Genomic DNA, 26,402 nt, shown 5'->3' on the forward strand with positions numbered 1-26,402 from the left:
GCTCCGTCCAACAATTACTTTTACAGTTTAAATGATATGTAGTTAGGAGTTTCTATGTTCAATTCTATCATAAATCTCCTGCCCATCATAACCTCGATCTGTAGCTATATCTTTCGCAAAAAGTACCAAATTACCAGTCGCAGCTGAATTTGCACCTAACGCCCCCACAACCGCTGCAAGTGGATAAAGCAAAATGGTCAGAACCTTTTTCATGTACTCATCTCCTCTTCCGTATACAGGAAATTTTTGTGTGGTCATCCTAATAATACGATGATAAGGGAAGTAAGTTTCAATCTTTATAGACATTCGAAGCTTTTCAGCAAATCCATTGCCTCTTCATGATCAGGTTCCAAAGCCAGTACTTTCCGCGTGTAAGCCAGTGTTTCTTCTTCCAGTTCAAGTTCATAACAGCACACAGCCAAATCGTACAGCACCGCTGAATTCTGTTTTTTCGAATCAGCACCTAACGACAGCTCCAGAAACCGCTTGGCATCCTCATACATATACATCCCATATAACAACTGACCTGCAAGAAACGCTACATCTCCTAGCCGCTCCATTACATAATATGAAGACCACATGATGTGGATTCCAGACTGAATATCAAGCATTTCCTCATCGCTTGCATCCGGTAGCAGGTTCGAAATTCGGTTGGCACTATGAATCAAAAACTCAGCATCATATCCGCCGAGACGCCAGAACGGTAAAATCTGCTTCAGTTCCATCCGCTCTACCTGATGATCCATCCATTCCTTCATACTGAAGAAGTCATCGGGTCCGAAACGTTCAACAAATCGGTGATACGCCAGCCGTGTGTTCACGTACCCTAACGGTTCGTCCACCATCAACATACATCCCACGTTTAGATCCTTATAATGATGTGTTGTAAAACGAGTGTGGGCTCCTTGCTGTTCCATTACATATTGAATGGCATGATAGTTCGCCGTTAAAGAAAAACTTCCATGGAGTACGAATTCAGGCGGCTCGGCAAACTTCCAATTGTCCAGTCGATGGTCCCCTTTGTCCGCAGTAATCAACACATACCCTGAATCTGATAACCTGTTCAATCGTTCGAGGCAGGACAAACCGATTGCCGGGAACAGAATGTGCGAATCCTCCAACTCTTCCTTGTACAATGCGATAAGTTCCTGATACGGATAGTTCTCCGCACTGTACTCAGGTGCACGGCGGTATTCATAACTCAGTGTCATGTTTTCCAGTAACTCAGCTGGTTCGGAATGAATAGAATGCTCTGGAGATTGGACGAGTACGTCACACTCATATACCTCACCCTCACCGACATAAATTAATTCCTGTGGAATGCTGTCAAAAAAGTAATTGGCAATCAACAGCAAGGGTTGTTTCAGATCGCCTGGTCGAATAACTGTACCCGCCACCACCAGATTCAACTCGGTATCCTGTATCGCGTCAAAACGTGCAAAATCCAGTATTCCTTGCTCAATAAAGGATTGCATGGACGGATGCTCTCTCCAGCCCAACACATTATCTTCGACCAGATCGGTCATTACATATCGAAAAGCAGGCAGCTCCACGCCTGCAAAATCTTTCAACTCTATCAGTTTGAGCAGAATTTGGTGCGCCAAGCGGCCTACACCCGCCCCAAGCTCGAGAATGGTCACCATCTCGGCCGTCTTTCCTTTGCTGGCGAGATCTTGTAGAAAACCAAAAATCATCTCAGCATACGCCATTGCAATCATAGGGTTACTTGTAATATATTGCGGAACCTGATTGTCTGTCCAAGCGTGCAGCCCTTTCTGTTCATAATATGCCCGCTGCCAGTCCCATACCGGAGCTTCACTGAAGCGGAATCGTTGTCCTTCATTTTGCATCATTGGTTGAAAACCTGCTTTCCATTCATAATTTCATCGACCGTTCCCTTAATCTCTAACGCATTATATCATAAACGATGCCTGATCCATTGAAGTGCTAAACCACACTCTTGTGAAATAAAAAAAACCTGCCTTCATCAAGGCAGGCATTGCTCATTAATACATTTACGATCCATCTATAACGAACAGTTGGCAAGGGCGCTCAACGTTAGTCCGAATATACCGCTCCATCAAAGTTCTCAGGACCTACACGGATCGTACCCAGCAAGTTAGAGCTGATAAATGCAGTGTACGTCAACTGAGGTGTTATTGGTGGATTGAAATCATCCGCAGAGAACGTAATGACCTGAGGAGCCAGAACACTCAAGCTGAATGTGGACGTAGCAGAATAGATGACAGGGTCCGTTGCCAAGGTTCCTCTGACAATTGTTATCGTTACACCTACGAGGGCTAATGGAAGCTGCACTGAAACAGTTCCTTTGAATTGTACCCGTGGGTTTGCACCAGCACCGGCTGTTTGCAAACCAATCTGACCAAACAGTTGAGGTGTATTGATTACGAGGATTGGGATCGCAATAGAGTTAGCCAAACTCGCATTCTGCGAGGTTCTAGCATCGAGAAATTGACTCATGGAATCTACCTCCTTCTGTCGGGGATAGGATAGTATATGTGAGATTTGAGATATGGCCTGGACAGACACTGATGTTTAGAAAAAAGGGCATATGAAAAAGACACTGCCCGTATTGTTAAGGCAGCGCCTCTTTCGTTTAGCTTTCAAATTTTGCAAAATTAGCTGTTTCATTCTGATTGAAATATACAATCTTCAACTTTGAATTATTTTTCTTTTTAGAATTTCTTAATCGAAGTTATGATCGTTTTTCTCCATTTTCTCTTTTAATAATCGAACCTCTTGCTTCAAACCTGAGATTTCCCCCCTTAAACCAGATCTTTTTATGGCCATCGAAAACACAGCATATAAAATCAGACCTACCAGACCAATGAAAATAAATATAGTTAAAATCCCTGCAAAACCAACAGCACTAGCACCATTCATAATTTTAAGTTGTCATCCTTCCTTCTCTATCTCCATCCTACATGAAGACAGAAAAAAACCCTTGCTACGCAAGGGTTTTGAGAGAATGGGCCCTACAGGACTCGAACCTGTGACCAATCGGTTATGAGCCGACCGCTCTAACCAACTGAGCTAAGGGCCCTGAACAAAAATGTATAACGTTCAGATGATGGCTGTGAATCATCCAGTAAAACTAAATTGCGGGGGCAGGATTTGAACCTGCGGCCTTCGGGTTATGAGCCCGACGAGCTACCGGGCTGCTCCACCCCGCGTCAGTAAGAAATATTAAAACAGCGACTTAATTAATATACACCATTCCAACTATATAAGTCAAGGGGTAATGTTAGGGAATAAAACGTACGCCATATCGCCCCTTTTTTGAACGATATACTTCCACTTCAGCTGGCTCGTTATGGCCGTAAATCCACCCATCCTGCTCCATCCGTTTTGCAAGACACCCTGCCTGAAATTTAGTTGCATACAATTTGCTGAAATATACCCAGTGCATTCCACTCGTCCTTTCTTGAAGTCATCATTTATCCCTGCTTTTGTAGAATACCCCAATTTCATAAAAATAGCCGCCGAAGATATAAATCTCCAGCGGCTGCTTCTAAATGATTTGATCACAAAATCATCTAACCTTATTGGAACGTGGCTTTAGGATTCTTTTTCAACTTCTCCAACATCTCGTTCCCTTTGGCTGCCCATTCACCAAGCGCTTCTTTTGGTGTTTTTTTGTTCTCAAGAACTTGATTGAAGTATTCCATACCCTTATCACTTACTTGCCACAGGTTCGGCATTTTTTGATACATCTTATCCAAGTTCGTATTGGTTGGAGGTATAGGTTTCAGTGTATAGAACGCCTGGATGTTGTAATCCAAACCATCCTTCGGTTTAATGAAGCTCTTACGGGAAACCATCTCATAACTGCTGCGAGCTTTGATTTTCGCCCAGTCTTCACTGTTCATATACTTGATCAATTCCCATGCATCATCAGGGTTCTGAGCTGAACTATTAATGGCCATGAGGTTACTCAGATAAATATTGCCTCCAATTTCAGGAGCCTCCGGATGAACTGGAGGAGTGACAACATCCCAGTCTACCTTCGTAAAGTCTTTCATTTTATCCGCATTTTTATTGGCATCAATCAATTGATTAATGTAACTGTAATCTCCAATCACCATGGCTGTTTTGCTACTCAGGAACAGATCACCCTGAAGCGGATTATAACGTCCACTCTCATCCTGATTATCCTGCGGTTCGTCTCCTTTAGGGATGACTTTATCTAAGGCGAGTTTGCTTATCGTGCTCCATACTTTCTCCCACTGAGGAGAATCTACAGTCATTTTCTCCGCTTTGTCATCAAAAATTTTCAGCTGCAAAGAGTTATAATACTGCGACATCGTATAGTATGGAGAACCGCCTTGATAGGTACTGAAAGAGAAACCAAATACATGGTCTTTTCCTTCACCTTTGGTAAGGCGTGTACCCAAGTTGAAAATATCATCCCAAGTCATGTTATCCGTTGGAGGCTCCACGCCTGCTTTTTCAAACATACCCTTGTTATAGAACAAAGCTGAAGAGGAGAACGTTGGCGTCAAAGCGTAGATGCTCTGATCTCCCAAATCCTTGATTCCTTCGAGAACACTCGGCACAATATCCGATGTGTCAAACTTGTCTTCCTGCATCAGTGGGTCCAGTTGTTTCACCATGTTTTCCTGAATTAACGACTTGACTGTCGCCGTATCCGCCACGATGACGTCTACCGGATTATCCCCTGTCATTATCTTCTTCAAGCTCTCCATCGTATCCGGAACGTCCTTCTGCTCTTCCTGGTTACCATACCCATACATGCTGCCCTGATCTACCGCAGGTACAACTTCAATCGTTATATTTGGATGTGTCAATTCAAAAGCATCGGTAAACTGCTGACGGAAATAGCTGTCATCCTGGCCCCCCCACAACGTCGCTACACGCAATACACGCTGCTCGTTATCCTTGGACTCACTCGCTGTACAACCCGCAATCAGCGGCAATGCCAGACTGGCTGTAGCCAACACGGCCAACACCCGTTTTCCCCAAAACCTGTTCTTCATCTCCCAATTCCCCCTCTAAAATTATCTTGGCGGTGTAATGACAATACGTTCACCGTCAAATTCCAATGTCGCACGATTATCGATGGACAGCGCCTCCAGATACTCCTTGGGCACCTGAAGCCGTCCCGCCCGGTCAATAATGACAAAAGCTTCATGAATATCCGGGGCTCCTGCCTCCGACAAGCCATGCTCGTCATCCAGATTCGGATTACGCTTCACAAACTCGGTGCTGGTCAAGCCGTCCCGAATCGCAACGATCCGGTCCACTTTGCCAGCAAGGGTTAAGTCATGGGTAACAATTACAATCGTGACCCCGAGCTCCTTGTTCATTTTGCGAAAAATACCCATGATGGTATCACATGTCTCCGAATCCACCGATCCTGTCGGCTCATCGGCAAGCAGCAGCTTGGGGCGATTCGATAGCGAGATGGCAATCGCCACCCGCTGCTGCTCCCCACCGGACAATTGATGCAGCTTGTTGTGCATCCGATCCTTCAGTCCAACCCACTCCAGCAGCTGCATGGCATAGGCACGATCTCGCTTGCCTCCCAAAATCATGGGCGTTTCCACATTTTCCAGTGCTGTGAGATATGGTAGCAAGTTACGGCCGTTATTTTGCCATATGAACCCTACGGTATGACGTTTGTACTCGACCAATTGGGCGTCTGTCATTTTCAGCAAATCCCAATCCCCGACAACGGCTGTACCGGCTGTTGGACGATCAAGTCCACCCAGAATGTTGAGCAATGTGGATTTACCACTCCCACTGTTGCCGATAATGGCCATCATTTCACCTTGATTGACAGTCAGATTGAGACCTTGAAGGGCAACGACTTCCACATCGCTGGATTTAAAAATTTTGACAAGTCCTTCGCATTGGATCACGTTTACCTCTCCTCTCCCATTTTGACTGCCTGGTGAACCCGCAGCCTGCGGATTTGCCACAGCAGCATCGTTGCTCCAATGATCAGCATGACCACGGTCACACCATACAGTTGCAGCATATCTTTCTCTTCAAATACAATTCGGAACGGAGGTACCTGTGCGGACACATTATCTGTCGTTTGCAGGAAGGGCAGGAACAGACGACTGGATACCTGACCAATGCCAATACCCAGAATGATGGATAACCCCGCGGTGAACACCTGCTCCAACAGCAACATACCGCTCAATTGTGCGCGGGATAACCCCATTGCCCGCAGAACACCGAACTGTACTACACGCCCGGATAGATTAAAGAACCAATACAGAATGTATCCGATCAGGGAAATAATCACCGACACAAGGAATCCGAGACTCAGTATGCCGAACACCCCGCCTCTTGACGGATGTTTGCCCTGGGATACCAGCTCTGTACGCACATCGCGTACAGACGATAACTCAATGCCTTCTGCTGCAAGTTTCTCCATCAAAGGAGCGACTTTGGCATCCGGCTCCATCTTCAACCAGACCTCATATGGAATCAGAGGCACCTGATCATAGATGTAATCCAGATTGGCGATGAAAAACGGCATCTGATCCGGGTACTGGGCAGGCCAGTAAGGGATAATGCCAAACACCACAAATTCAATCGCCTGGCCCTGTACACCAATGGAGACGAGGTCTCCGGTTTTGAGCTTGAATTTGTCTGCAAATTTGGAAGAGATCAATACGGCCCCTTCATATTTTCCAAGCAAGTCAAGGTACTTATAAGGATGAGCCGGGAACAGATCGTTGCGGAACCACGCCACTTGGGCAAAATCCACATTGTCGATCCCCACCAGCATTCCCTGTCCGCCTGATTTGCCAGAGACAATAATGTTGCCTTTCGTTTGCAAAACTCTCGCTGCATGTTCGACACCATTCAGGCTGCGGAACACTTCAAAAGGTGGCTCGGAATAGATCATCTTCGTGGGTTGTGAAGTACCACCGCCCCCACCTGAGCCACCTCCACCGCCGTTACCTCCGCCTCCAGCACCACCACTACCGCTTCCTCCACCCTGCTGTCCGCCGCCTGAACCTCCATTTTGTCCGGAACCCGTTGGCTTAACTTCAGGTGTGCCTTCCCATACCGTCTGCATAATAACATCCGAACCATAGCGGTATAACGTGCGCTCGGTCGAGTTCAGATCAATCGTACGAGCCGCTGCCGAGTTATACACACCAAGTCCGAGTGTCAATACAAGCAGGATCATCAAAGGATAATAAGAAGATGATGAACGCGAAAGCTGCGTCAGTGTCAGATACAGTGGAACCGGGAGAAGCTTGCGCCCGATCAGCTGGATGAGCTTCAAAATCCACGGGAACAACCGTAGGAAGAACAGTCCCAGTGCAAAGATGGCGAGTGCCGGTACAAAGAACAGAAACGGCTGTACCTGAAGCTGATCTGTCGTCATTCCGGTCTGGAACGTCAACATTTGCCGTTCATAGAACAGGTAGTATCCATATCCAGCGAGCCCCAGCAGCGCAATATCCAGGAACCAGCGCTGCCATACCGGCGCTCGGTCCGTACGTGCCTGCCTACGCTTGGCCGATACAATCGTCGCACGCGCATAGGTTATTGCCGGAATGAGCGAGGCTATGATGGCCACCAATACGGCGATAAGGCCAAGCAGGATGGCTTCTTTGGATATTCCGATTGGAATGGATTTCCGATCCACGAACGACAGAAATCCGCTCGCTGAACCGATGCTTTTCGCCATAAACCATCCAAGAAACGGTCCGATGACAAGAGCAATCGCTCCCAGGAATATCCCTTCAAGCAGATAAAGAGAGAATATCTGCCTCGCAGAAGCTCCGCGACTGCGCAGAACTGCGATGTCACTTTCCTGCTTTTGTAACGACTGTCTAGCATTCATGGCAATAAAATAAAAGACCATCGCAATCATCGGTGCTGCCAATGTGAACAGCATGGTCTGCAATTGCAGACTCTGACTGCGGAATTGTTTCAGCAGATCCCCGAAGGTGATGTCCACTTTCGTATCCTTCAACCGCTGATACAGATCGATATCCAGCCTTTCCAGCACAGAGGTCAGTCCCGAGAGCTGGCTCGTTTGAATCTCTTTCAGATCAAATGCATAATACCAACGTGAATTCTGAAGAGGGATCCCTTTTTCCTTTAACAAAACATTATTAAATACCGATTCATCCACATATAGTCCGTTCATCATCCCGTCAAATCCCTGTACCCAATACGGGCTGTTAGGGTCATCGGCTTTGAAGGAACCTATAATCTTCACACGCAACGTAATATCGAGACCGCTGTAAATCGGATATTCCAGAACATCTCCGATATGCAGATCGTTACGATACATACCCTCTTCCAGCATGACCGCTTCAATCGTATCGTCCTTGACCTGGTTGCCCGGCTTCACTCCCGCAGAATAATTAACCTGTGCATCCAGGCCTGTCATCGTACCCAGACTCATGCTGCGGACCCGGCTGGCATCCACTTTGGTTGGGTCTTCCGGGTTTACCTCTGTGCTGCGGATGGAACGGGAGTTCACATACGTATGATAAGGAAAACCGATGTCGCGGGGCACATCCTCGCGAATATATCGATCCACCTCTTCCAGACCACGTGTGTCTGTCTTCACACCACCAGGTGCCTGGTAACTCATGAGCAACGAGCCGGCTGGCAGTCCCTCACTGTTATCCTGCAGCGTCTGGGCCACGACCCGCTTCAGCGCACCATCGGCATACATCGGAATACTAACGGTGAACGCTACCGCCACAATCAGTCCGATCAGTGTGCTGAACGTCATCCAGCGAGTGTTCCACATTTTGCGGAACAACAGTCGAAGCAATGGCAGCCCCATTAGCGGCCCACTACTTTCTGTCCAACGGTCAGACCTTTCAGAATCTCCACATCCGTGGATGTTTGCTGCCCGACTTCTACATCCACTTCACGCTTGCTTCCATCACTCTCCACCACTTGCACGTACGTTCTTGAACCGATGGAGCGCAGTGCGGATACAGGAATGACAATCGCGTTCTCTGTACGCTGCGTGACAATCGATACCGTTAGAGGTGTACCGCGTTCAACCCCTTTGGGCATTTTCGCCAGCGAGACGATAACATATTGATCCAGGCTTTCTTTCGCTGGAGGCGTTCCGCCTTCCCCCGAACCTCCGCCGTTACCACTTCCACTTCCACTTCCCGACGCTTGGGCTACAGGCATCACTTTAACTTTGCCAGCCACTTTGCCTGCGCCATTAATATCCACATCTGCCTTCATGCCAGCCGAGAACTTCTCCAGATCTTCCTTGGCAAACGTAGCTGCGACAACCAGATTGGATGTATCTGCTATGGTTGCAATCGGGTCATAAGCTTTGACAGCCGCGCCCTTCTCCACCTGCACAGCAATGATTGTTCCACCGAATGGAGCGGTCAAAGTAGCTTTACCCAATTGATCCTCCAGATCGGCGAGTTCCTGACGAAGCTCTTCAAAGGCAATCGTGGACTCTTCGAACTCCACCGGGTCCATCTCATCCCGTTTACGAAGCGTTTCCTTCATTTGCACTTCCGATTTGCGAATCTGTAGGTTTTTGGCCCGAATTTCCTTCTCAACGCTCTCTACATCCAGAACAGCGAGGAGTTGACCTTTTTTCACTTTATCACCTGGTTTTACATTCAACTCTTTGATATGCATACCGTCCAGCGTAAAATACACCTTTTCTTCCCTCTGGCTCATCATCTTGCCGCTTCCGCTTACTTTCTTCTCCAGCGTCTCCGTCCGAACTTCATATTCCGGCTTCTTGGAGATCGTTGGCGGTGTAATCGGCGGAAGTACTTCTTCCTCTGTCTCAGCCGGCAGCAAAGAGCAGCCGGACATCGTTGCAGCCACTATCGCACTAAGCACAATAAGCGCTGCGCGTTTCCCCCTCTTCGGAGCGGCCCCTTTACTTGATAAATCTGCCGTCCGCCATTTCATAAACATGGTCCGCAACCTCCAAAATCGTAGGATCGTGTGTAGTCATACAGATCGTTACTTGTTCAACTTCAATAATATTGCGAAATACAGCCATAACCTGTGCTCCCATTTTGGAATCGAGTTCAGCTGTCGGCTCATCCGCGAGCAATAATCTCGGTCTGTGGGCTATCGCCTTGGCGATGGCCACCCGCTGCTGCTCTCCCCCGGACATCTCGAATGGACGGTGCTTGACCCGTTTGGTTAGTCCGACCAGATCCAGACAATGACCTACACGGTCCTTCCATTCCGAACGCGGCACGTCCGCCATGCGCAGCGACAGCTCTACATTTTCCCAGGCAGACAACAAGGGCATCAGCGCATACGCCTGAAAAATAAAACCGATTTCTCTGCGCCGCAATGCGGTCCGCCGCCGGTCACCCCAATCCTGAAGAGGCTGACCGGAGAACAGAATGTCTCCACTGGATGGCTGATCCAGCCCGCCCAGCATATTGAGCAGCGTCGTTTTCCCTGAGCCTGACCGCCCTTTTAACATCACCAGCTGCTGCGGGTTCACTTCCATATCGATGCCTTTGAGCACATGAATAATACGGCTACCCGTCTGGAAACTGCGATGAACATTGCGAACCTCCAGCACAGGCCCGTCATATGGAGGCAACAGATCCTTCTTGGAGGGCTTGGACTTCACTTCAGGTTCAGCTGCTGCAACCGCAACTTCCTCCTGGCTTGTTTCACTGGTTATGTCGTGCGGGTCGATGGATGTATTCTGTGGTTCACTTATGTATGCAGATTCCTCCTGCCCGACTGGTTCCTGCTGCTCCGTGTGTCCGACTGCACTGTCCTCGCCTGACTGGCTCTTGGCAGGTCTGATTTTGGAAAATAATTTCTTCATGCCAGCAATCACGATCATCCTTTCTTCATATCCCATTCATTTCATCAAGACACTAAAAATAGAAATCTATTCCATACTACCCTGCATTATAAACGACGGATCACAACTAAAAGTTACAAGCTTTTTACAACGTTCCGTGAAAAAGTTAATATTTTGATGAACAAACGAAAAAAGCACCCCAACGAGTGGGATGCCTCTTGAATATTCGCTGAATTTGCCTCTATGGCGGCAATCATTACAATTTTGATACCGTTCACAAGCAAACCGTCCAATCCGGTTTGAATGATATTATTTACCAAATGAAGAAGGATCTTCACGCCAGGATTTGAGCAGTTCAAAATCACTCTCCTGGATTGTCCCCTCAGCCAAAGCCACATCCATCAGAGCTGTGTAATTGGACAGGGTTTGCAATGGAATTCCCGCTTCTTCAAAAGCTTTAATGCCTTTGTCCAGCTGATAACTGAAAATCGCCAGTACTGCCAGTGGAGTCGCCCCGGCTACGCGTACTGCTTCAGCGGCTTTGATTGAACTGCCACCTGTTGAGATCAGGTCTTCAATGACAACAACCTTCTGCCCCTCGGTAATCAGACCTTCAATCAGGTTCTCTTTGCCATGTCCTTTGGCTTTATCACGAATGTAAGCCATCGGCAAATTCAGCTTTTGCGCCACCCAGGCAGCATGCGGGATACCTGCGGTTGCAGTACCTGCGATGACCTCTGCATCGGGGTATTGATCACGAATGATCGCTGCAAAAGCTTCAGCAATGTCGTTACGAATCTCAGGATAAGACATCGTTAGACGGTTATCACAATAGATTGGTGATTTGATGCCGGATGTCCAGGTGAATGGCTGCTGCGGACGCAGCGCCACCGCTTTTATTTTCAACAGTTGGGAAGCAATATGGTTAGGAATCTCATTAAGTTCGATCATGCGTTCAACATCTCCTTCAAAATGGTTTCTGCCGCTTCACGCGGATGGGGAGCGCCTGTAATTGGTCTACCTACAACGATGTAATGGCTGCCTCTGGCAATAGCTTCACCCGGCGTCAGGACACGAGTCTGGTCGCCGAGGCCACTCCCTGCTGGGCGGATGCCTGGTGTGACCGTGTGAAAATCACTGCCACAGGCTGCGCGGATCGCCGGTACTTCCAGCGGGGAAGCAACGACGCCATCGAGACCTGCCTCACGAGCCAGTCCTGCATAACGGACTACTGCTGCCTCAACGCTGCCCTGGATGCCGATCTCGGTATTCATCGTTTCCTGACTTGTACTGGTCAGCTGGGTAACCGCAATAATCTCAGGTCTGCGAAGAGAAGGATCAGCAGCCAGAGCCGCCTCTGCACCTTCACGGGCGGCACGCATCATGCTTGTACCTCCAGCTGCATGCACATTAAACATGTCCACACCCAATCGGGTGATGCTTTCAGCACCCCCACGGACCGTGTTTGGAATATCATGCATTTTCACATCAAGGAATACCGAGTATCCCTTCGATTTCAGCTCACGAATGAAGTCCGGGCCAGCGGCGTAAAAGAGCTGCATGCCCACCTTCAGATAACATGGAATGCCTTCTAAGGCTTGTACCAATTTCTGTGCTTGCTCTGCTCCGGGATAATCGAGTGCCACCATCAGACGGCCAGCCATTTCGTTGAAATTCGGGTGATTCATATTCCAGCGCTCCTTCCAAAAGCTTGATTTTTCCGTTTTTGCCCGATATAAAGGACATCCCGCCAGCCCGAAGGCTGACTGATGTCCTTGATCAGTGACAAATCGTCTTATTTATTTTACAAGTGCTGGCATAGCCTCAGAGGAGAAGTTGATCGTTTGCAGCATGATCAACAGGGCACGGATCGTATCCAGTGAAGTCATACATACAATACCGTTCTCTACCGCCTCACGACGAATACGGAATCCGTCACGCTGCGGAGTTTTGCCTTTGGTCAGCGTGTTGAACACAAAGTTTGCTTCGCCGCTGCGAATCATATCGAGAATGTTCGGCGAACCTTCACTTAATTTGTTCACCGTCGTCACCGGAATGTTCGCTGCTTCAAGCGCAGCTGCCGTGCCTCCGGTAGCCATGATTTTGTATCCCAGTCTATAGAAACCTTCAAGCAGTGGAACAGCTTCCTCTTTGTCTTTGTCCGCTACCGTTACCACGATTGCTCCGGTGGCCGGGATCTTCATGCCTGCACCGATAAGACCTTTGAACAACGCTTTGGCGTAATTCGGGTCACGACCCATAACCTCACCTGTGGATTTCATCTCAGGTCCAAGCGTTGGTTCCACACGACGCAGCTTCGCGAAGGAGAAGACCGGAACTTTGACGGAAACATGATCCGATTCAGGCCATAGACCGTCGACATATCCGAGGTCTTTCAGCTTCACACCCAGAATGGCTTGTGTTGCCAGGTTCGCCATCGGAATGTTGGTTACTTTGCTCAAGAAAGGAACTGTACGGGATGAACGCGGGTTCACCTCGATGATGTACACTTGACCCTCATGGATAACAAACTGGATGTTAACCAAACCGATCGTTTTCAGTTCTTTTGCAATCTTGATTGTAATCTCTACAATTTTCTCTTTCAGATCCTGGGACAGGTGCTGTGGCGGATAAACCGCGATGGAGTCACCGGAGTGAACACCTGCGCGCTCGATATGCTCCATGATGCCCGGAATCAATACCGTTTCACCATCACAGATCGCGTCAACCTCAACCTCTTTACCCATCATGTAACGATCGATCAGGACCGGATGCTCCGGATTGATTTTAACCGCCTGCTCCATATATGTCAGCAATTCTGCATCGGAGTATACAATCTCCATCGCACGACCGCCGAGTACATAGGAAGGACGAACCAGTACCGGGTAGCCCAGACTTTGAGCCGTTTCAACTGCATCATCTACCGAAATGACTGTTTTGCCTTTTGGTTGTGCAATTTCCAGACGGGAGAGCAAATGCTCGAACTTCTTGCGATCCTCTGCCTCATCAATGTTTTCCAGATCTGTTCCGAGAATCGTTACACCAGCGGCACGCAGTGGTGCTGCCAGGTTGATTGCCGTTTGACCACCAAACTGTACGATAACCCCTACAGGCTGTTCTTGTTCGATAACGTTCATGACATCTTCGAAGAACAGAGGTTCAAAGTACAAACGATCCGATGTATTAAAGTCCGTAGACACGGTCTCCGGGTTGTTATTGATGATAACTGCTTCATAGCCTGCTTTTTGCAGAGCCCATACTGCGTGTACTGTCGAGTAGTCAAACTCAATCCCTTGACCGATCCGGATTGGACCCGAACCAAGTACAACTACTTTTTTCTTATCTGAAGGAATGACTTCATTCTCAGTTTCGTAAGTAGAGTAGTAATATGGCGTTGTTGCTTCAAATTCAGCTGCGCATGTATCTACCATTTTGTAGACTGGGCGAAGGTTTTCCTCTTCACGACGTGCTCTGACTTCAGCTTCTTTCGTTAGCGTACCTCCTGGTTGACCTTCAGCACGCAGCTCAGCAATAGCACGGTCTGTGAAGCCAAGACGCTTCGCTTGATACAGAGTTTCGGAGGACAATTCGGATTCCTCGCGAATGCGATCTTCGAAGCGAATCAGCCCTTCGAGTTTATCCAGGAACCACCAGTCAATCTTCGTCAGATCCTGAAGCTGTTGCAATGTATAACCTCTACGGAAGGCTTCAGCAAGCAGGAAGATACGCTCATCGTCGGCTTTGACCAAACGCTCGTTCAGCGTTTCTTCATCCAGTGTTTCGGCATCTTTCAGATACAGACGGTGTACGCCGATTTCCAGGGAACGTACAGCTTTATGAATCGACTCTTCGAATGTCCGGCCAATCGCCATAACTTCGCCTGTCGCTTTCATCTGTGTACCCAGTTTGCGGTTTGCCGAGATAAACTTGTCGAACGGCCAGCGTGGGATTTTGCTCACGATATAGTCCAGTGTTGGCTCAAAGCATGCATACGTTTGGCCCGTTACCGGGTTCACGATTTCGTCCAGTGTGTAACCCATGGCAATTTTGGCAGCCATCTTGGCAATTGGATAGCCCGTTGCTTTGGAAGCTAGTGCCGAAGAGCGGCTTACCCGTGGGTTAACTTCGATAACATAGTATTGGAAGCTGTGTGGATCAAGCGCAAACTGTACGTTACATCCACCTTCGATGTTGAGGGCACGGATGATTTTCAGGGAAGCTGAGCGCAGCATTTGATATTCACGGTCAGACAACGTCTGGCTTGGTGCCACAACGATACTGTCACCTGTATGAACACCTACCGGGTCAAAGTTTTCCATGTTGCAGACTACGATACAGTTATCGTTTTTGTCACGCATAACCTCATACTCGACTTCCTTCATGCCTGCGATGCTCTTCTCGACCAAACATTGACCGATCGGGCTATAACGAATACCTGCTACAACTGTCTCGCGCAGCTCTTCTTCGTTGGCACAGATCCCGCCGCCTGTTCCGCCGAGCGTGTAGGCTGGACGGACGATGATTGGATAACCAATCTCATTCGCAAAATCAAGTGATTCCTCAAGTGTTGTTACGATGACACTCTCAGGCACAGGCTGCTCCAGTTCGCGCATCAGATCACGGAACAAGTCACGGTCTTCCGCTTTCTCAATGGATGTGAGCTGTGTTCCAAGCAATTTGACATTCTCACGTTCAAGGACGCCGGCACGTGCCAGTTCTACAGCCATGTTCAGACCCGTTTGACCGCCAAGGGTAGGCAGCAAACCGTCTGGACGTTCCTGGCGAATAATTTGCGTTACAAAATCCAGTGTGATTGGCTCGATATATACTTTGTCAGCCATGTTGGTATCCGTCATAATCGTAGCCGGGTTGCTGTTGATGAGTACAACTTCCACGCCTTCTTCTTTCAGTGCCTGGCATGCTTGTGTACCGGCATAGTCGAACTCGGCCGCTTGACCGATGACGATTGGACCTGAACCAATCACCAGGATTTTTTTGAGATCTTTGTTAATCGGCATGTTATTGTGCTCCTTTCACTGCGGCTGCCAGTACGGCTTGACGCGGCTGTTGCGGGTGAGTAATCTTGTGCTCCCGAATCATCTCGATAAAGCGGTCGAACAGATAGCTGTTATCATATGGTCCTGGCGCTGCTTCCGGGTGGTACTGAACCGAAAACGCCGGGAATGTTTTATGTTTCAGACCTTCGATGGTCTTATCATTATTGTTGATATGTGTCACTTCAAGGTCCGTATTTTTCACGGATTCTTCATTAACAGTGTAACCGTGGTTCTGGGATGTGATGAAGCAACGTCCGCTCTCCAGTTCTTTAACCGGGTGGTTTCCGCCGCGGTGTCCAAACTTGAGTTTCTCTGTATCGGCTCCTGCTGCAAGTGCGAACAGTTGGTGACCCAGGCAGATTCCGAAGATCGGAAATTCGCCGAGCAGTTCACTGATCATTTTAACTGCGTGAGGAACGTCTTTCGGGTCCCCAGGGCCGTTGGACAGCTGAATACCATCCGGGTTCATGCGGCGGATTTCGTCCGCTGTTACATCATGCGGAACTACGACAACGTCACAGTTACGTTTGCTGAGTTCACGCAAAATCCCTGTTTTTGCACCGTAGTCAACCAATACAATGCGTTCAGCCGTTCCCGGGCTGTTGTAAACATGTTGAGTAGAAGTCATAGGAACCTGGTTACGCAGCTCAGCGATGCTGGTGTCTCCCATCATCTCCAGCAACTCTTCCACAGGTTTCGATCCTGTTGTGAGAATTCCTTTCATTGTGCCGTGGTGACGAATCCGGCGAGTCAGCATCCGTGTATCAATCTCGCTGATCCCTACGATGCCATACTCTTTAAGCAAATCGTCTACGCTGTATTCCGCACGCCAGTTACTTGGCGTCGGCTCATGACGACGTACCACAAAACCGTGTACGAACGGACGAATCGACTCGAAGTCGTCACGCGTAATGCCGTAGTTACCAATCAGTGGATACGTCATGGTTACGATTTGACCGCAATAAGAAGGATCCGAAAGCACCTCTTGATAGCCTGTAATTCCCGTATTAAAAACGACCTCACCTGTTGTTTCACCTTCAGCACCAAATGCTTTCCCGGTGAACAGTGTGCCGTCTTCCAACAATAATCTTGCCTGTGCCTGCATCCCATTTCACTCCTCTGTGTTTATCAACGTTGAATACTTTGAGTTGAACATGGGGGACGTTACGTTTGGTGCGGCTCCGTGGGCAGAAAACCCTTTGATCGCTGTTATCCCCGGATTACTTTGATCCCATTCTTCAAATGGAGTAATCCGGTGATAAAGGCGAACGCTTTGCTTCTTCGGGTTCTTTCTGCCCACTCCACAGTTACGTTGGTGTCCATGTTCAAAAGCATTATTCAACTTTTCTTTGTTTCGTATGTTTGACTCTCGGCATGGTTTGCCTCGAGTTAGTTTTAAAGATGTTGTTTTGCATAGGTTGTAGATTTAGAGTTATAAAGCCTTGTTGTTTTAAAAGAATTAAAGAGGTAAAGTTTATTGATTTATTGATCTAATAAGTTACTGATTTACTGTTGTACCGTGTTGTTCCACACGCTTTTCCCGTCCACCCATGTCTGTACCGGCCATCCTTTTAACTTCCAGCCTGTGAATGGAGTGTTTCTTCCTTTGGTTGCGAACGTTGCAGGATCAACCGCTTTTTCCTCGTTCAGGTCAATCATCGTGATATCCGCTGGTGCTCCCTCTTCCAGCTTGCCAGTATCCAGCCGGAATACCCGAGCCGGATCAGCTGTCATGCGTTTCACGAGGAAGTCCAGGCTCCAAAGCCCTGTTTCCACAAACTTCGTGTACAGCAGCGGGAAGGCTGTTTCGAATCCAACGATGCCGAATGGTGCCAGCTCCATGCCTTTTGCTTTCTCTTCTTCGCTATGCGGGGCGTGATCGGTAACGATCATGTCCAGCGTTCCGTCCAGCAAACCTTCGATACAAGCTTGCACATCGCGTGGTGAGCGAAGAGGCGGGTTCATCTTCCAGTTGGCATCCATGCCCGGAATATCTTCATCCGACAATACCAGATGGTGCGGACATACCTCAGCAGTTACTTTAATACCGATGGACTTTGCCAGGCGAATCAAGCGAACCGACTGCTCCGTACTTACGTGGCAGACATGGTAGTGAACTCCCGTTGCTTCTGCAAGCAGGATATCCCGGCCTACGTGGATGGCCTCGGATTCATTCGGGATACCTTTGATACCCTGACGCTTCGAAAACTCGCCTTCTGTCACATATCCGCCAACTACCAATGAGTCGTCTTCGCAGTGAGCGATGACTGGCATATCCATGCTTGCTGCGAGGCTCATGGCATCTTTCATCATTTGAGCGTTTTGAACGCCCACACCATCATCCGTGAATCCAATCGCACCCGCTTCTTTCAATGCGGCGAAATCCGTAAGCTCACGTCCAAGCTCGTTCTTCGTAATAGCTGCATAAGGCAGTACTTTTACCAGGTCGGCTTCTTTGGCTTTATCCAAAACCAGCTTAACGACATCCGCGCTGTCGGTTACCGGTCTTGTGTTCGGCATACATGCAATCGTTGTAAAACCGCCTTGTGCTGCCGAACGGGCACCCGTCTCGATCGTCTCTTTATGCTCGAATCCAGGTTCACGCAGATGCACGTGCATATCAATCAAACCGGGAATGACCAGTTTGCCTGAAGCATCCGTTACGCTATGCGCTGATTGCTCTGCTTTCAATACCGCTTCGTCTTCCACTCCAGCGATCTTTTGAATTTTTCCTTCATCTATAATGATCGTTTTCCGTTCAAGTTCCCCTTGTTGATTCAAGATGTTCGCGTTCTTTATAATCTGTAGCATAATTGCCCTCCGCTTCGGTTCTGTCCGGCTTGCCGGGCAAGCCGGATGATTTTCTTTATCGTGTACCCTCACATTGCTCTATAAGAACTTCCGTCCCGTCAGCCTATGACCCACAGCCAGACCCTGTTACAGTTTCATCGCACGTTCCATGACCGCCATGCGGATTGGAACACCGTTTGCCATCTGCGGGAAGATCCGCGATGCTGCGCTCTCCACTACCGCGTCATCCACCTCGACATTTCGGTTCACAGGAGCAGGGTGCATAATGATTGTGCTTGGTTTCAGGCGTGACGCCCGTTCTTCCGTCAATCCGTAGTGTTCGCGATAATCCTCAGCCGAAGTAATCAGGCCGTGTTTATGACGTTCCAGTTGAACTCGGAGCATCATGACTACATCCGCATTGAGTGCTTCTTCCAGACCTACATAAGGTGCGTGTTCTGCCAGCTCCGGTGCCTGCATCGTTTGCGGTGCGCAGAAGCGCACATCTGCACCAAACTTTTGCAGTGCCCACAGATTCGAGCGAGCTACACGGCTGTGCAGGATATCTCCAATGATCGACACTCGCAAACCTTTCAGCTCACCGAAAGCCTTCCGCATCGTGTAGAGATCCAGCAGCGCCTGTGTAGGATGCTCGTTATTCCCGTCTCCGGCGTTCACTAGTGGAACATTCACTTTCTGAGCCAGTTGTTGCAGAACACCGGAAGGTTTCAACCGGATCACCCCTGCGTCAATGCCCATGGACTCCAGTGTGCGTACCGTATCATAGATGGATTCACCTTTCTCCACGCTTGATGCAGCCGCCGTGAAGTTTAGCACTTGTGCACCCAGACGTTTTTCCGCCATCTCAAATGAGAAGCGAGTACGCGTGCTGTTCTCGAAGAACATGTTAGCTACGAAGTGGGATTCCAGTACAGGAACCAGTTTCTCCTTCTGCGCTTCCCAGTGTGCTGCTCTGTTCAGAATGGATTCGATCTCATCTCGACTAAGGTCCTTAAGGCCAAGCAAGCTCCGGTCCTTCAATGCTGGTTGTGTAATCATCATGCTTGTTCCCCCCGGTTCTGGATGATCTTGACTTCGTCCTGTCCGTCCGTTTCCATCAGTGCAACCTCGATCTCCTCTGATTTGGAAGTCGGCACATTTTTGCCGATAAAATCAGGTCGAATCGGAAGTTCCCGGTGTCCGCGATCTGCGAGAACCGCCAGTTGAATGTTCTGTGGTCTTCCACAGTCCATCAGGGCATCCATCGCTGCGCGAATCGTCCGTCCGGTATAGAGCACATCATCGAACAAAATCACTTTTTTGTTATGAATCGAAAGTGATTCAGGTGTCATCGTCAACAGTTCCTTGCGATTCGCTTTGTTCTCATCCAAGCGATCATCGCGATAAGGGGTCACATCGAGCTCTCCCCAAGGGATCGGTGTACCTTCGATTTCTTCAATCTTGGCAGCGATCCGTTCTGCGAGGTATACACCCCGTGTTCGAATGCCGATCAGTACACAGCCCTCAATGCCTTTGTTTTTCTCCAAAATCTCATGGGCAATCCGTGTTAATGCGCGGCGGATCGCGGTTTCATCCATAATGACATGTGTCTCTGTGCTCATGCGTTCAGCCTCCTCAGGATTTACCTTTCAGATCATGGCCCCGTGACGAGGAGAACAAAAAAGACTCCTTGCCGTGTTTATTGGCAAGGAGTCTCCGAACTTCAGACCGCTCTGAAGAAAGTTTACTCTCGGGATGCATCGCTTCATTTGCCGCAGCAAAAAAACGATGTATCGTTCACGTTACCTTGCCAGTCTCACGGGACTGATTTAAAGGTGCTATTCATGTCGTTCATATTGAAGGACCTCACAGGGTTCTATACTCAATATGTCCGTTTGTCTTCATGAATTATGACAGAAAGACAACCCTCTGTCAACACCTCAACATCACAGGCGAAATTCCCCTACTGTATTCCCCTTAGAATCAGCAGTTCGGCTGAAAAACATCCAAACACATCACATTTCATTCGTTATTCATAATTATACAATAATTCTGCATATTTATCCATAGGAAATTGCGGAGAATCTTACAGCCAAAATAATCCTCTGCCTATATTCAACGTTGGAACAGAGTCTAATTATAGAGTTCAACGTCCAGAAACATGAAATACATGAAGGCTCTGCATTAGTACCTAGTGAAATGGGTAAAGTTTATAAACATGAAACAATTCATTGATGCTTCAATAAAGCCGATATACATAAGGATTTACAAATACGCGACATAGAAATAAGATAAGACCTACATTTATTTACATTTAGGAGGAAGTTATGCGTCACATTTGGCAAGTTTACAAAACAGACTGGTTACATATTTTGAAGGTTCCCACAGGTATATTTCTAATTGTAGCTATTATTTTACTGCCCGGAGTATATGACTGGGTCAACGTGAAATCCGTATGGGACCCGTACAGTAATACCCAAGGGATCAAAATTGCGGTGACAACCGAGGACAAGGGTGCTACTGTTGCAGGAACTAACGTTAATATTGGAGACGAACTGGTGTCCAGTCTGAAACACAACGAAAAGCTAGGATGGACTTTTGTGGACCAGGCTGAGGCTGATCGTGGTGTGCAAACAGGAGAGTATTATGCAAGCCTCCTCATTCCCGGGGACTTTTCAACCAAAATTACAGGTATCGTTGACGGGAAGCTGGAGCGCCCAGAGGTAATCTATACCGTTAACGAGAAGGTTAATGCCATCGCTCCAAAAATCACAGGCTCTGGTGTATCTGCGATTACAACACAAATTAATGAAAATTTCACGGAAGCCGTCAGTGAGGCTGTTCTAACCAAATTGAAGGAAGCCGGAGTTGAGATCAATGCCCAGCTTCCTACTTTGCGCAAAATGGAGAATGGCATTTTCACGCTGGAGAAAAATCTTCCGGCGATACAAGCTGCAGGTCAAAAGGTACTGGAAGTAGAAAAAGCCATGCCTGGTATCGTAAAAGATGCTCAAAAGATCGTAGAGATCGAAAAAAAGCTGCCGGAAATCAATGAAGCCGCACAGTATGTGCTCAAGGTGCAGGAGTATTGGCCACAAATTAATGACGCAGCATCCGAGGTGTTGGCTATTCAGGGGCGGATTCCCGATATTCAAAAAGCCGTAGAACGCATTCACGAAGTGGATGCAAACTTTGGTCAGGTATCAGGTGTCATCCAAACGGCCCTGGATAAAACCGACAAGGCTCTCTCTATCGTAACGGACGCAGAGCAAGATCTGGACAAAGTATCCCAAATCGCTGGTAACGGGATTGAGCTGGCCGAAGGCTTGAATCAGTTTGTGGATTCCAGTGAAGAAGCGTTTCAGGCTATAGGCCCGGTGATCCGGCAAAACCTGCTGCTGGTGCAGCAAATCGCAAACGCTGCGTCAGACGTATTTGGGCAATTGCAGAATACGGATCTTACTAAACTGCCGACAGCAGAAGATCTGGACCGGATCGCTGCCCGCTTGGGGATTGCGGTAAAACTCGTCGACAGTATGGCAGAACTACTGGGCAAAATCGACAACTTGCTTCCAAGCCATCCACTTGCTAATAAAATTACGCAGCTGAACACCATTTCAGATAAACTTCAGTTGCAAGTCCGCTTGGCTGGAATTATCAGTAATGCTCTGCGTCGCAATACAACTCCGCCCGCAGACGTCATCGCCCAGTTAAATGCTCTCTCCAAGGACATTAGCAGCGGCATTGGCAATATCATGAACACCTACGAGAGCGAAATATCGCCGGCTCTTGCGGCTGGTGCGGATAAGCTGAGGTCTATCCTTTCCACTTCAGCAGATACACTACAGGGAGCAAGAGATCGAATTCCGGATATCGCGGACATTCTTGCGTCAGCCAAAGAAGGGATTACGTTTGGGCAGACTGAATTGACCAAAATCCAGAGTGAACTGCCCCAAATACAATCTAAGATTCATGAGATATCGGAGACGCTCGCAAATAAAAGTGAAGGCTTTATCCAAGCTTTAAACACAGTGTCTTCATTAATACGAAACGATCTGCCCAAGCTGGGGACCAAGCTGAATGAAGCGGCTGATTTTGTTCGGAACGATCTGCCCAATGCCGAGAAACAGATAAGCAAGGCATCCGATTTTGTACAAAATCAGCTACCGGAGGTCGAACAAGGAGTACATCGTGTTGCCACGCTGGTACGTGATGATCTGCCAGCGCTGGAAAATGCCATCAGCAAGGCAGCAGACAAACTTAGAGAAGTCGAAGGCAATAACCAGTTTGCCGAGCTTGCCAAGCTTTTGCGCGGCGACATTGAAGAAGAGAGTGCTTTCCTAGCAAGTCCGGTGCAAATCAAGGAACAGCAGCTTTACCCGATTCCTAATTATGGATCGGCCATGTCACCATTTTATGGCGTGCTGTCATTGTGGGTCGGCTCAACGCTGCTGATTTCCCTGCTTCGTGCCGAAGCTGAGAATCCAGACGGCAAGTTCAGGGGATACGAGTTGTATCTTGGACGTCTTGCCACTTTTCTAACGATTGGATTGCTTCAAGCGATCTGTGTCAGCTTGGGAGATATTTTGATTCTCGGCACCTATGTCGCAGATAAACTGTGGTTTGTCCTGTTTGCCATGCTGGTGAGTGCCGTATTTGTCACCATAACGTACACCCTGCTGTCCGTTTTTGGGAATATTGGAAAAGGGATCGCGATCATCTTCATGGTGTTCCAGTTCTCCAGCTCGGGCGGTACGTTCCCGATCAGCATGACATCGTCCTTTTTCCAGGCATTGAATCCGTTCATGCCCTTCACGTATGCGATCAGCCTGCTGCGTGAGTCGGTCGGGGGCATCCTGTGGTCCACTGCCATTAAGGATATTCTGTGGTTGTGCATGTTCATCGCGTTGAGTCTCATCGTTGCACTTGCTTTGAAACGTCCACTCAGCAGTCTCACCAAACGTTCAGCCGAGAATGCCAAGAAGACCAAAATTATTGCTTAAAAGCGTCCCTGAGACCCTCTGCGTAATGAACGCAGTGGGTCTTTTGTTTGAAACCAACATGCACATATCGAATGAATCATGCCAAACAAGACAGGGCCATTGGATCTACAGTCCAATGGCCCTGTCTCATTATATAGATAAATAAAACCTCTGATTATTTCACTGTACGTTCCTGTTCTAACTGATCATAGGACTGCTTGATGGTTGTTAATGTTTCTACATGACGATAGATGTTGTTCCCTGCGGTAACGAGAATAGATAGCATAATCAAGCCTATTAGCACTTTTTTACCCATCCCCGGACGCAGACTGATGACGAAGCCCCCACCGAGGAGGAAAAACGCAAACAGATAGTGTCCTGCATACAGGTACATATCGTATTGAAATACCGCCAACCCGAAACCAACAACGATATGAAGTAAAAAGGCAAACAGAATGTATGGCACAAGAGTCCACACTTCCCGTTCACGGATTCCCTTGATAAACCCCGTGAGCGCCAGCAGCAGGATAAAAATACCCGTGAGCTGAACATAGATCGGATTGGAACGGGACAGATCCGTTACAAACGCGACCATGCCCGGGTCCAGCAAATGCACTTTCGGTGACAGCATCGGATTAATCGTTAGCAGGCTTAGGGCCTTCCAATGAGCTGCGAACTGGAATGGAGTGGCATAGCTTGTTCCCCCATTTTGAATACCAAGCAGCCAATTACTTACCCAACTTCGACCGCCAAACGCGATGTATTGGATGCCTGTCAATACTACGATAAAGGCAACGGCGAGTGCCATAATCCCGATATACTTTTTCCAACCAGACTTGTTACGCCACGTACGCATATTGAAAAACATGGCGGCCGCAAACGGCACAATGTTGGTCGACGTCAGTCCGAAGTTGATGGATGCCAGCAGCGCATTCGGGATATAACGGATATCTTTGCGCTCACGGGTGTACTGCATATACAACACAGAGAACAGGATAACAAACTGCACATATGGATACGAATCCGGAATCAACGCGGTAAACATCAGATAGGAGCTGAAACCGAACAGTACAGCGAAAAGTAACGGTGTAGTGATTTGTTTGTCTTTTTGACTCAAAAACAGAAATACCAACACAACCGAACCTGCATTCACGAGTGATTGCAGGACTAGAAAGAACCAATTCCCGCCCAGCAGCTGAGCACCTGCTTCAAGCGTAACCGCAAGGAAGGAAATTAACGGATGAATCACCGAAGAACTGTTGTCTCCATAATACATGGAAGGATCGAAATTAAATAAATTAAGTGGAAACTGCGTCGTACTAAATGGCGTGTATGACCCAAGAAGCTCTGCGTGATTTGCTATGTACGTTACGTAAGGTCCATTCATGAGACCGTAAAAAAGAGCAAAACCCGCAAACAGGCCAAATGCCGTCCAATTGGTTCTGCGATTATAAAATATGTAGTCCAAAAATTTCATGCGCTCACATCCAGTTTCAATTATTCTAGAAAACCAATAAAAACAACCCGCCCATAATACAAGCGACACCGATCCAGCGCAAAGGACCCACTGCTTCCTTAAAGGCAAAGCGCGCTATAATGAGCGTCCACACATACGTTAACGCATTGGCAGGCAGCACAACCGTTAAGGGAAGAAATTTCAACAATACAATGTTCAGCATCGCACCTGTACCATAGAATCCAAGTCCCATTAGAACATGCAGCTTTTTGCGACTGGTGGCGTAGGCTTTCAAACCCGCTCCTCCCATCGCTCCACACAGGGTCATTGCAATTAATACAGCAATCATCCAGCTATCGATCAACACTGGTCAACGTCACCCCGATTCCAAGCAGCACAACAGCGGCCAACTTCTGCACCGTAATTTCTTCTCCTAACAAAAAGTATCCATAGATCAGCGCAAACACATAGCTGGCACACATCAAAGGATAGGCCACAGACAGCTTTTCCAAAGCAAACGCCTTGATCATCAAAATGGCACCCAGTCCATAACACAGAAAGCCGATGCCCAGGTAGATCCACTCGGTCAGCCCCCACTTCCAGAACAGTTGGCCCGTCGCTGTAAGAAAAGCGGAGACCAGCATCAACAACTTGCCTGTATGGCGCCCTTTTATCTCCCCCACGACAATGCCTCCATCTCTGGGACGCGCTTGTTAATAAAGTATCGCTGACTCACCAACTGCATCACTGGAAGATCGGATAAGGAGTCAGAGTAGGAGCAGGATTGATCATAATCAATCACCATCTTTTTCTCATCCAGATAGGCCTGGATTCGGCGAACCTTCTCATCCCCCTTGCAATTGCTGCCTTCAATCCTACAGGTATAGCCATTCGAGTGACGAACCAGATCGGTACCGATGACATGATCCACCCAGGGAAAGTTTTTAAAATATTTCATATAAGCATGTGGAGATGCGGTCACCAGCAATACATGATAGCCTTCTTCCTTACGATGCTGCATCTCTACACTTGCCTCCGCAAAAATGGCAGTACGCAATCGTGTATCAAAAAAATGCTCCAGATCTTTTTCAGACATGCGCTCAATACTCTTGAAGTAGGAACGTTTGACACGCTCAACGGTCATCAGACCTGCCTTGAACAGCGCGGTATGAAATGCAATTACAGGCAATCTCCATACCTGCCATGGATAACGCCGAACGCCGTAATGTACAAACTGAAACATGGAATCTCTGCGTATAATCGTTTTATCAATATCAAAGATGGCGACTTTCGTGCTTTTCACCCTGATCCCCCTCTGC

21 protein-coding genes and 2 tRNA genes are annotated in these 26,402 nt (G+C 48.0%); 1 reads left to right on the top strand and 22 read right to left on the bottom strand.

Going from position 1 to position 26,402, the window contains the following annotated elements:
- Positions 1–42 precede the first annotated feature (42 nt).
- The 18 genes from MKY42_RS22810 to pyrR all read right to left on the bottom strand — a co-directional run bounded on the left by MKY42_RS22810 (position 43) and on the right by pyrR (position 20,267).
- On the bottom strand, positions 43–306 hold the full coding sequence (locus tag MKY42_RS22810; RefSeq protein WP_339844904.1) for a hypothetical protein: 264 nt from the start codon (positions 304–306) through the stop codon (positions 43–45).
- Positions 297–1,853, bottom strand: a complete 1,557-nt coding sequence (locus MKY42_RS22815) for a tetratricopeptide repeat protein (RefSeq protein WP_179263771.1) — start codon at positions 1,851–1,853, stop codon at positions 297–299. The genes MKY42_RS22810 and MKY42_RS22815 overlap by 10 nt, the downstream gene beginning before the upstream one ends.
- Positions 1,854–2,058: 205 nt before the next feature.
- Positions 2,059–2,481, bottom strand: a complete 423-nt coding sequence (locus tag MKY42_RS22820) for a hypothetical protein (RefSeq protein ID WP_090901409.1) — start codon at positions 2,479–2,481, stop codon at positions 2,059–2,061.
- 225 nt (positions 2,482–2,706) lie between these two features.
- Positions 2,707–2,904, bottom strand: a complete 198-nt coding sequence (locus tag MKY42_RS22825; protein WP_090901412.1) for a hypothetical protein — start codon at positions 2,902–2,904, stop codon at positions 2,707–2,709.
- 86 nt (positions 2,905–2,990) lie between these two features.
- Positions 2,991–3,064, bottom strand: a tRNA-Ile gene (locus MKY42_RS22830).
- Between the two features lie 56 nt (positions 3,065–3,120).
- Positions 3,121–3,194: transfer RNA gene (locus tag MKY42_RS22835), tRNA-Met, on the bottom strand.
- 369 nt (positions 3,195–3,563) lie between these two features.
- The gene (locus MKY42_RS22840; protein WP_090901415.1) at positions 3,564–5,018 is read right to left on the bottom strand and encodes an extracellular solute-binding protein; all 1,455 of its coding nucleotides are present in this window, start codon (positions 5,016–5,018) and stop codon (positions 3,564–3,566) included.
- A gap of 21 nt (positions 5,019–5,039) precedes the next feature.
- On the bottom strand, positions 5,040–5,903 hold the full coding sequence (locus MKY42_RS22845; protein WP_063567873.1) for an ABC transporter ATP-binding protein: 864 nt from the start codon (positions 5,901–5,903) through the stop codon (positions 5,040–5,042).
- Between the two features lie 2 nt (positions 5,904–5,905).
- Entirely contained in the window at positions 5,906–8,815 is a 2,910-nt protein-coding gene (locus MKY42_RS22850; protein ID WP_179263769.1) for an FtsX-like permease family protein, read from the bottom strand.
- The gene (locus MKY42_RS22855) at positions 8,815–9,936 is read right to left on the bottom strand and encodes an efflux RND transporter periplasmic adaptor subunit (protein ID WP_090998248.1); all 1,122 of its coding nucleotides are present in this window, start codon (positions 9,934–9,936) and stop codon (positions 8,815–8,817) included. Before MKY42_RS22855 ends, MKY42_RS22850 begins: the two co-directional genes overlap by 1 nt.
- Complete coding sequence (locus MKY42_RS22860; RefSeq protein WP_339844915.1) at positions 9,899–10,855, bottom strand: ABC transporter ATP-binding protein; 957 nt, start codon at positions 10,853–10,855, stop codon at positions 9,899–9,901. The genes MKY42_RS22855 and MKY42_RS22860 overlap by 38 nt, the downstream gene beginning before the upstream one ends.
- A 252-nt stretch (positions 10,856–11,107) precedes the next feature.
- Positions 11,108–11,749, bottom strand: coding sequence for an orotate phosphoribosyltransferase (gene pyrE / locus MKY42_RS22865; protein WP_090901429.1), 642 nt, complete (start codon positions 11,747–11,749; stop codon positions 11,108–11,110).
- The gene (gene pyrF, locus MKY42_RS22870; protein ID WP_090901433.1) at positions 11,746–12,486 is read right to left on the bottom strand and encodes an orotidine-5'-phosphate decarboxylase; all 741 of its coding nucleotides are present in this window, start codon (positions 12,484–12,486) and stop codon (positions 11,746–11,748) included. Before pyrF ends, pyrE begins: the two co-directional genes overlap by 4 nt.
- A gap of 111 nt (positions 12,487–12,597) precedes the next feature.
- Positions 12,598–15,816: a carbamoyl-phosphate synthase large subunit gene (gene carB / locus MKY42_RS22875; protein ID WP_090901436.1), complete on the bottom strand. Its 3,219-nt coding sequence runs from the start codon at positions 15,814–15,816 to the stop codon at positions 12,598–12,600.
- A gap of 1 nt (position 15,817) precedes the next feature.
- Complete coding sequence (gene carA / locus MKY42_RS22880) at positions 15,818–16,960, bottom strand: glutamine-hydrolyzing carbamoyl-phosphate synthase small subunit (protein WP_090901439.1); 1,143 nt, start codon at positions 16,958–16,960, stop codon at positions 15,818–15,820.
- A gap of 401 nt (positions 16,961–17,361) precedes the next feature.
- A complete protein-coding gene (locus MKY42_RS22885; protein WP_090901442.1) occupies positions 17,362–18,666 on the bottom strand; it encodes a dihydroorotase in 1,305 nt (434 codons plus the stop codon).
- A gap of 126 nt (positions 18,667–18,792) precedes the next feature.
- The gene (locus tag MKY42_RS22890; RefSeq protein WP_090902574.1) at positions 18,793–19,704 is read right to left on the bottom strand and encodes an aspartate carbamoyltransferase catalytic subunit; all 912 of its coding nucleotides are present in this window, start codon (positions 19,702–19,704) and stop codon (positions 18,793–18,795) included.
- Entirely contained in the window at positions 19,704–20,267 is a 564-nt protein-coding gene (gene pyrR / locus MKY42_RS22895) for a bifunctional pyr operon transcriptional regulator/uracil phosphoribosyltransferase PyrR (protein WP_090901445.1), read from the bottom strand. The genes MKY42_RS22890 and pyrR overlap by 1 nt, the downstream gene beginning before the upstream one ends.
- A 705-nt stretch (positions 20,268–20,972) precedes the next feature.
- On the opposite strand from pyrR, the gene MKY42_RS22900 reads away from it, so the two are divergent.
- Entirely contained in the window at positions 20,973–23,648 is a 2,676-nt protein-coding gene (locus tag MKY42_RS22900; protein ID WP_179263765.1) for a YhgE/Pip domain-containing protein, read from the top strand.
- Positions 23,649–23,802: 154 nt separating this feature from the next.
- Here the strand turns inward: MKY42_RS22900 and MKY42_RS22905 are convergent, their stop codons facing one another.
- Genes MKY42_RS22905 through MKY42_RS22920 form a run of 4 tightly spaced genes read right to left on the bottom strand, consistent with a single transcriptional unit; the run spans position 23,803 to position 26,386 of the window.
- Positions 23,803–25,104 carry a DUF6080 domain-containing protein gene (locus MKY42_RS22905; protein ID WP_179263763.1) on the bottom strand — a complete coding sequence of 434 codons (1,302 nt, stop codon included), beginning with the start codon at positions 25,102–25,104 and terminating at the stop codon, positions 23,803–23,805.
- Between the two features lie 25 nt (positions 25,105–25,129).
- A complete protein-coding gene (locus tag MKY42_RS22910; protein WP_257031937.1) occupies positions 25,130–25,450 on the bottom strand; it encodes a permease in 321 nt (106 codons plus the stop codon).
- Complete coding sequence (locus MKY42_RS22915) at positions 25,437–25,727, bottom strand: EamA family transporter (RefSeq protein ID WP_090810048.1); 291 nt, start codon at positions 25,725–25,727, stop codon at positions 25,437–25,439. Before MKY42_RS22915 ends, MKY42_RS22910 begins: the two co-directional genes overlap by 14 nt.
- Positions 25,728–25,753: 26 nt before the next feature.
- Positions 25,754–26,386: an HAD family hydrolase gene (locus MKY42_RS22920; protein WP_179263761.1), complete on the bottom strand. Its 633-nt coding sequence runs from the start codon at positions 26,384–26,386 to the stop codon at positions 25,754–25,756.
- Positions 26,387–26,402 lie beyond the last annotated feature (16 nt).

Source organism: Paenibacillus sp. FSL W7-1088, assembly GCF_037969855.1.
Lineage (GTDB): Bacteria > Bacillota > Bacilli > Paenibacillales > Paenibacillaceae > Paenibacillus.

Excerpts from the sequence above, each read along its gene's own strand:
- pyrE (WP_090901429.1), bottom strand. The coding sequence starts at position 11,749 with ATGATCGAACTTAATGAGATTCCTAACCATATTGCTTCCCAACTGTTG.
- pyrF (WP_090901433.1), bottom strand. The coding sequence starts at position 12,486 with ATGAATCACCCGAATTTCAACGAAATGGCTGGCCGTCTGATGGTGGCA.
- MKY42_RS22900 (WP_179263765.1), top strand. The coding sequence starts at position 20,973 with ATGCGTCACATTTGGCAAGTTTACAAAACAGACTGGTTACATATTTTG.
- MKY42_RS22840 (WP_090901415.1), bottom strand. The coding sequence starts at position 5,018 with ATGAAGAACAGGTTTTGGGGAAAACGGGTGTTGGCCGTGTTGGCTACA.
- MKY42_RS22820 (WP_090901409.1), bottom strand. The coding sequence starts at position 2,481 with ATGAGTCAATTTCTCGATGCTAGAACCTCGCAGAATGCGAGTTTGGCT.
- carB (WP_090901436.1), bottom strand. The coding sequence starts at position 15,816 with ATGCCGATTAACAAAGATCTCAAAAAAATCCTGGTGATTGGTTCAGGT.
- carA (WP_090901439.1), bottom strand. The coding sequence starts at position 16,960 with ATGCAGGCACAGGCAAGATTATTGTTGGAAGACGGCACACTGTTCACC.
- MKY42_RS22860 (WP_339844915.1), bottom strand. The coding sequence starts at position 10,855 with ATGGGATATGAAGAAAGGATGATCGTGATTGCTGGCATGAAGAAATTA.
- MKY42_RS22855 (WP_090998248.1), bottom strand. The coding sequence starts at position 9,936 with ATGTTTATGAAATGGCGGACGGCAGATTTATCAAGTAAAGGGGCCGCT.
- MKY42_RS22810 (WP_339844904.1), bottom strand. The coding sequence starts at position 306 with ATGTCTATAAAGATTGAAACTTACTTCCCTTATCATCGTATTATTAGG.
- pyrR (WP_090901445.1), bottom strand. The coding sequence starts at position 20,267 with ATGAGCACAGAGACACATGTCATTATGGATGAAACCGCGATCCGCCGC.
- MKY42_RS22815 (WP_179263771.1), bottom strand. The coding sequence starts at position 1,853 with ATGATGCAAAATGAAGGACAACGATTCCGCTTCAGTGAAGCTCCGGTA.
- MKY42_RS22890 (WP_090902574.1), bottom strand. The coding sequence starts at position 19,704 with ATGATTACACAACCAGCATTGAAGGACCGGAGCTTGCTTGGCCTTAAG.
- MKY42_RS22915 (WP_090810048.1), bottom strand. The coding sequence starts at position 25,727 with ATGCTGGTCTCCGCTTTTCTTACAGCGACGGGCCAACTGTTCTGGAAG.
- MKY42_RS22850 (WP_179263769.1), bottom strand. The coding sequence starts at position 8,815 with ATGGGGCTGCCATTGCTTCGACTGTTGTTCCGCAAAATGTGGAACACT.
- MKY42_RS22885 (WP_090901442.1), bottom strand. The coding sequence starts at position 18,666 with ATGCTACAGATTATAAAGAACGCGAACATCTTGAATCAACAAGGGGAA.
- MKY42_RS22825 (WP_090901412.1), bottom strand. The coding sequence starts at position 2,904 with ATGAATGGTGCTAGTGCTGTTGGTTTTGCAGGGATTTTAACTATATTT.
- MKY42_RS22905 (WP_179263763.1), bottom strand. The coding sequence starts at position 25,104 with ATGAAATTTTTGGACTACATATTTTATAATCGCAGAACCAATTGGACG.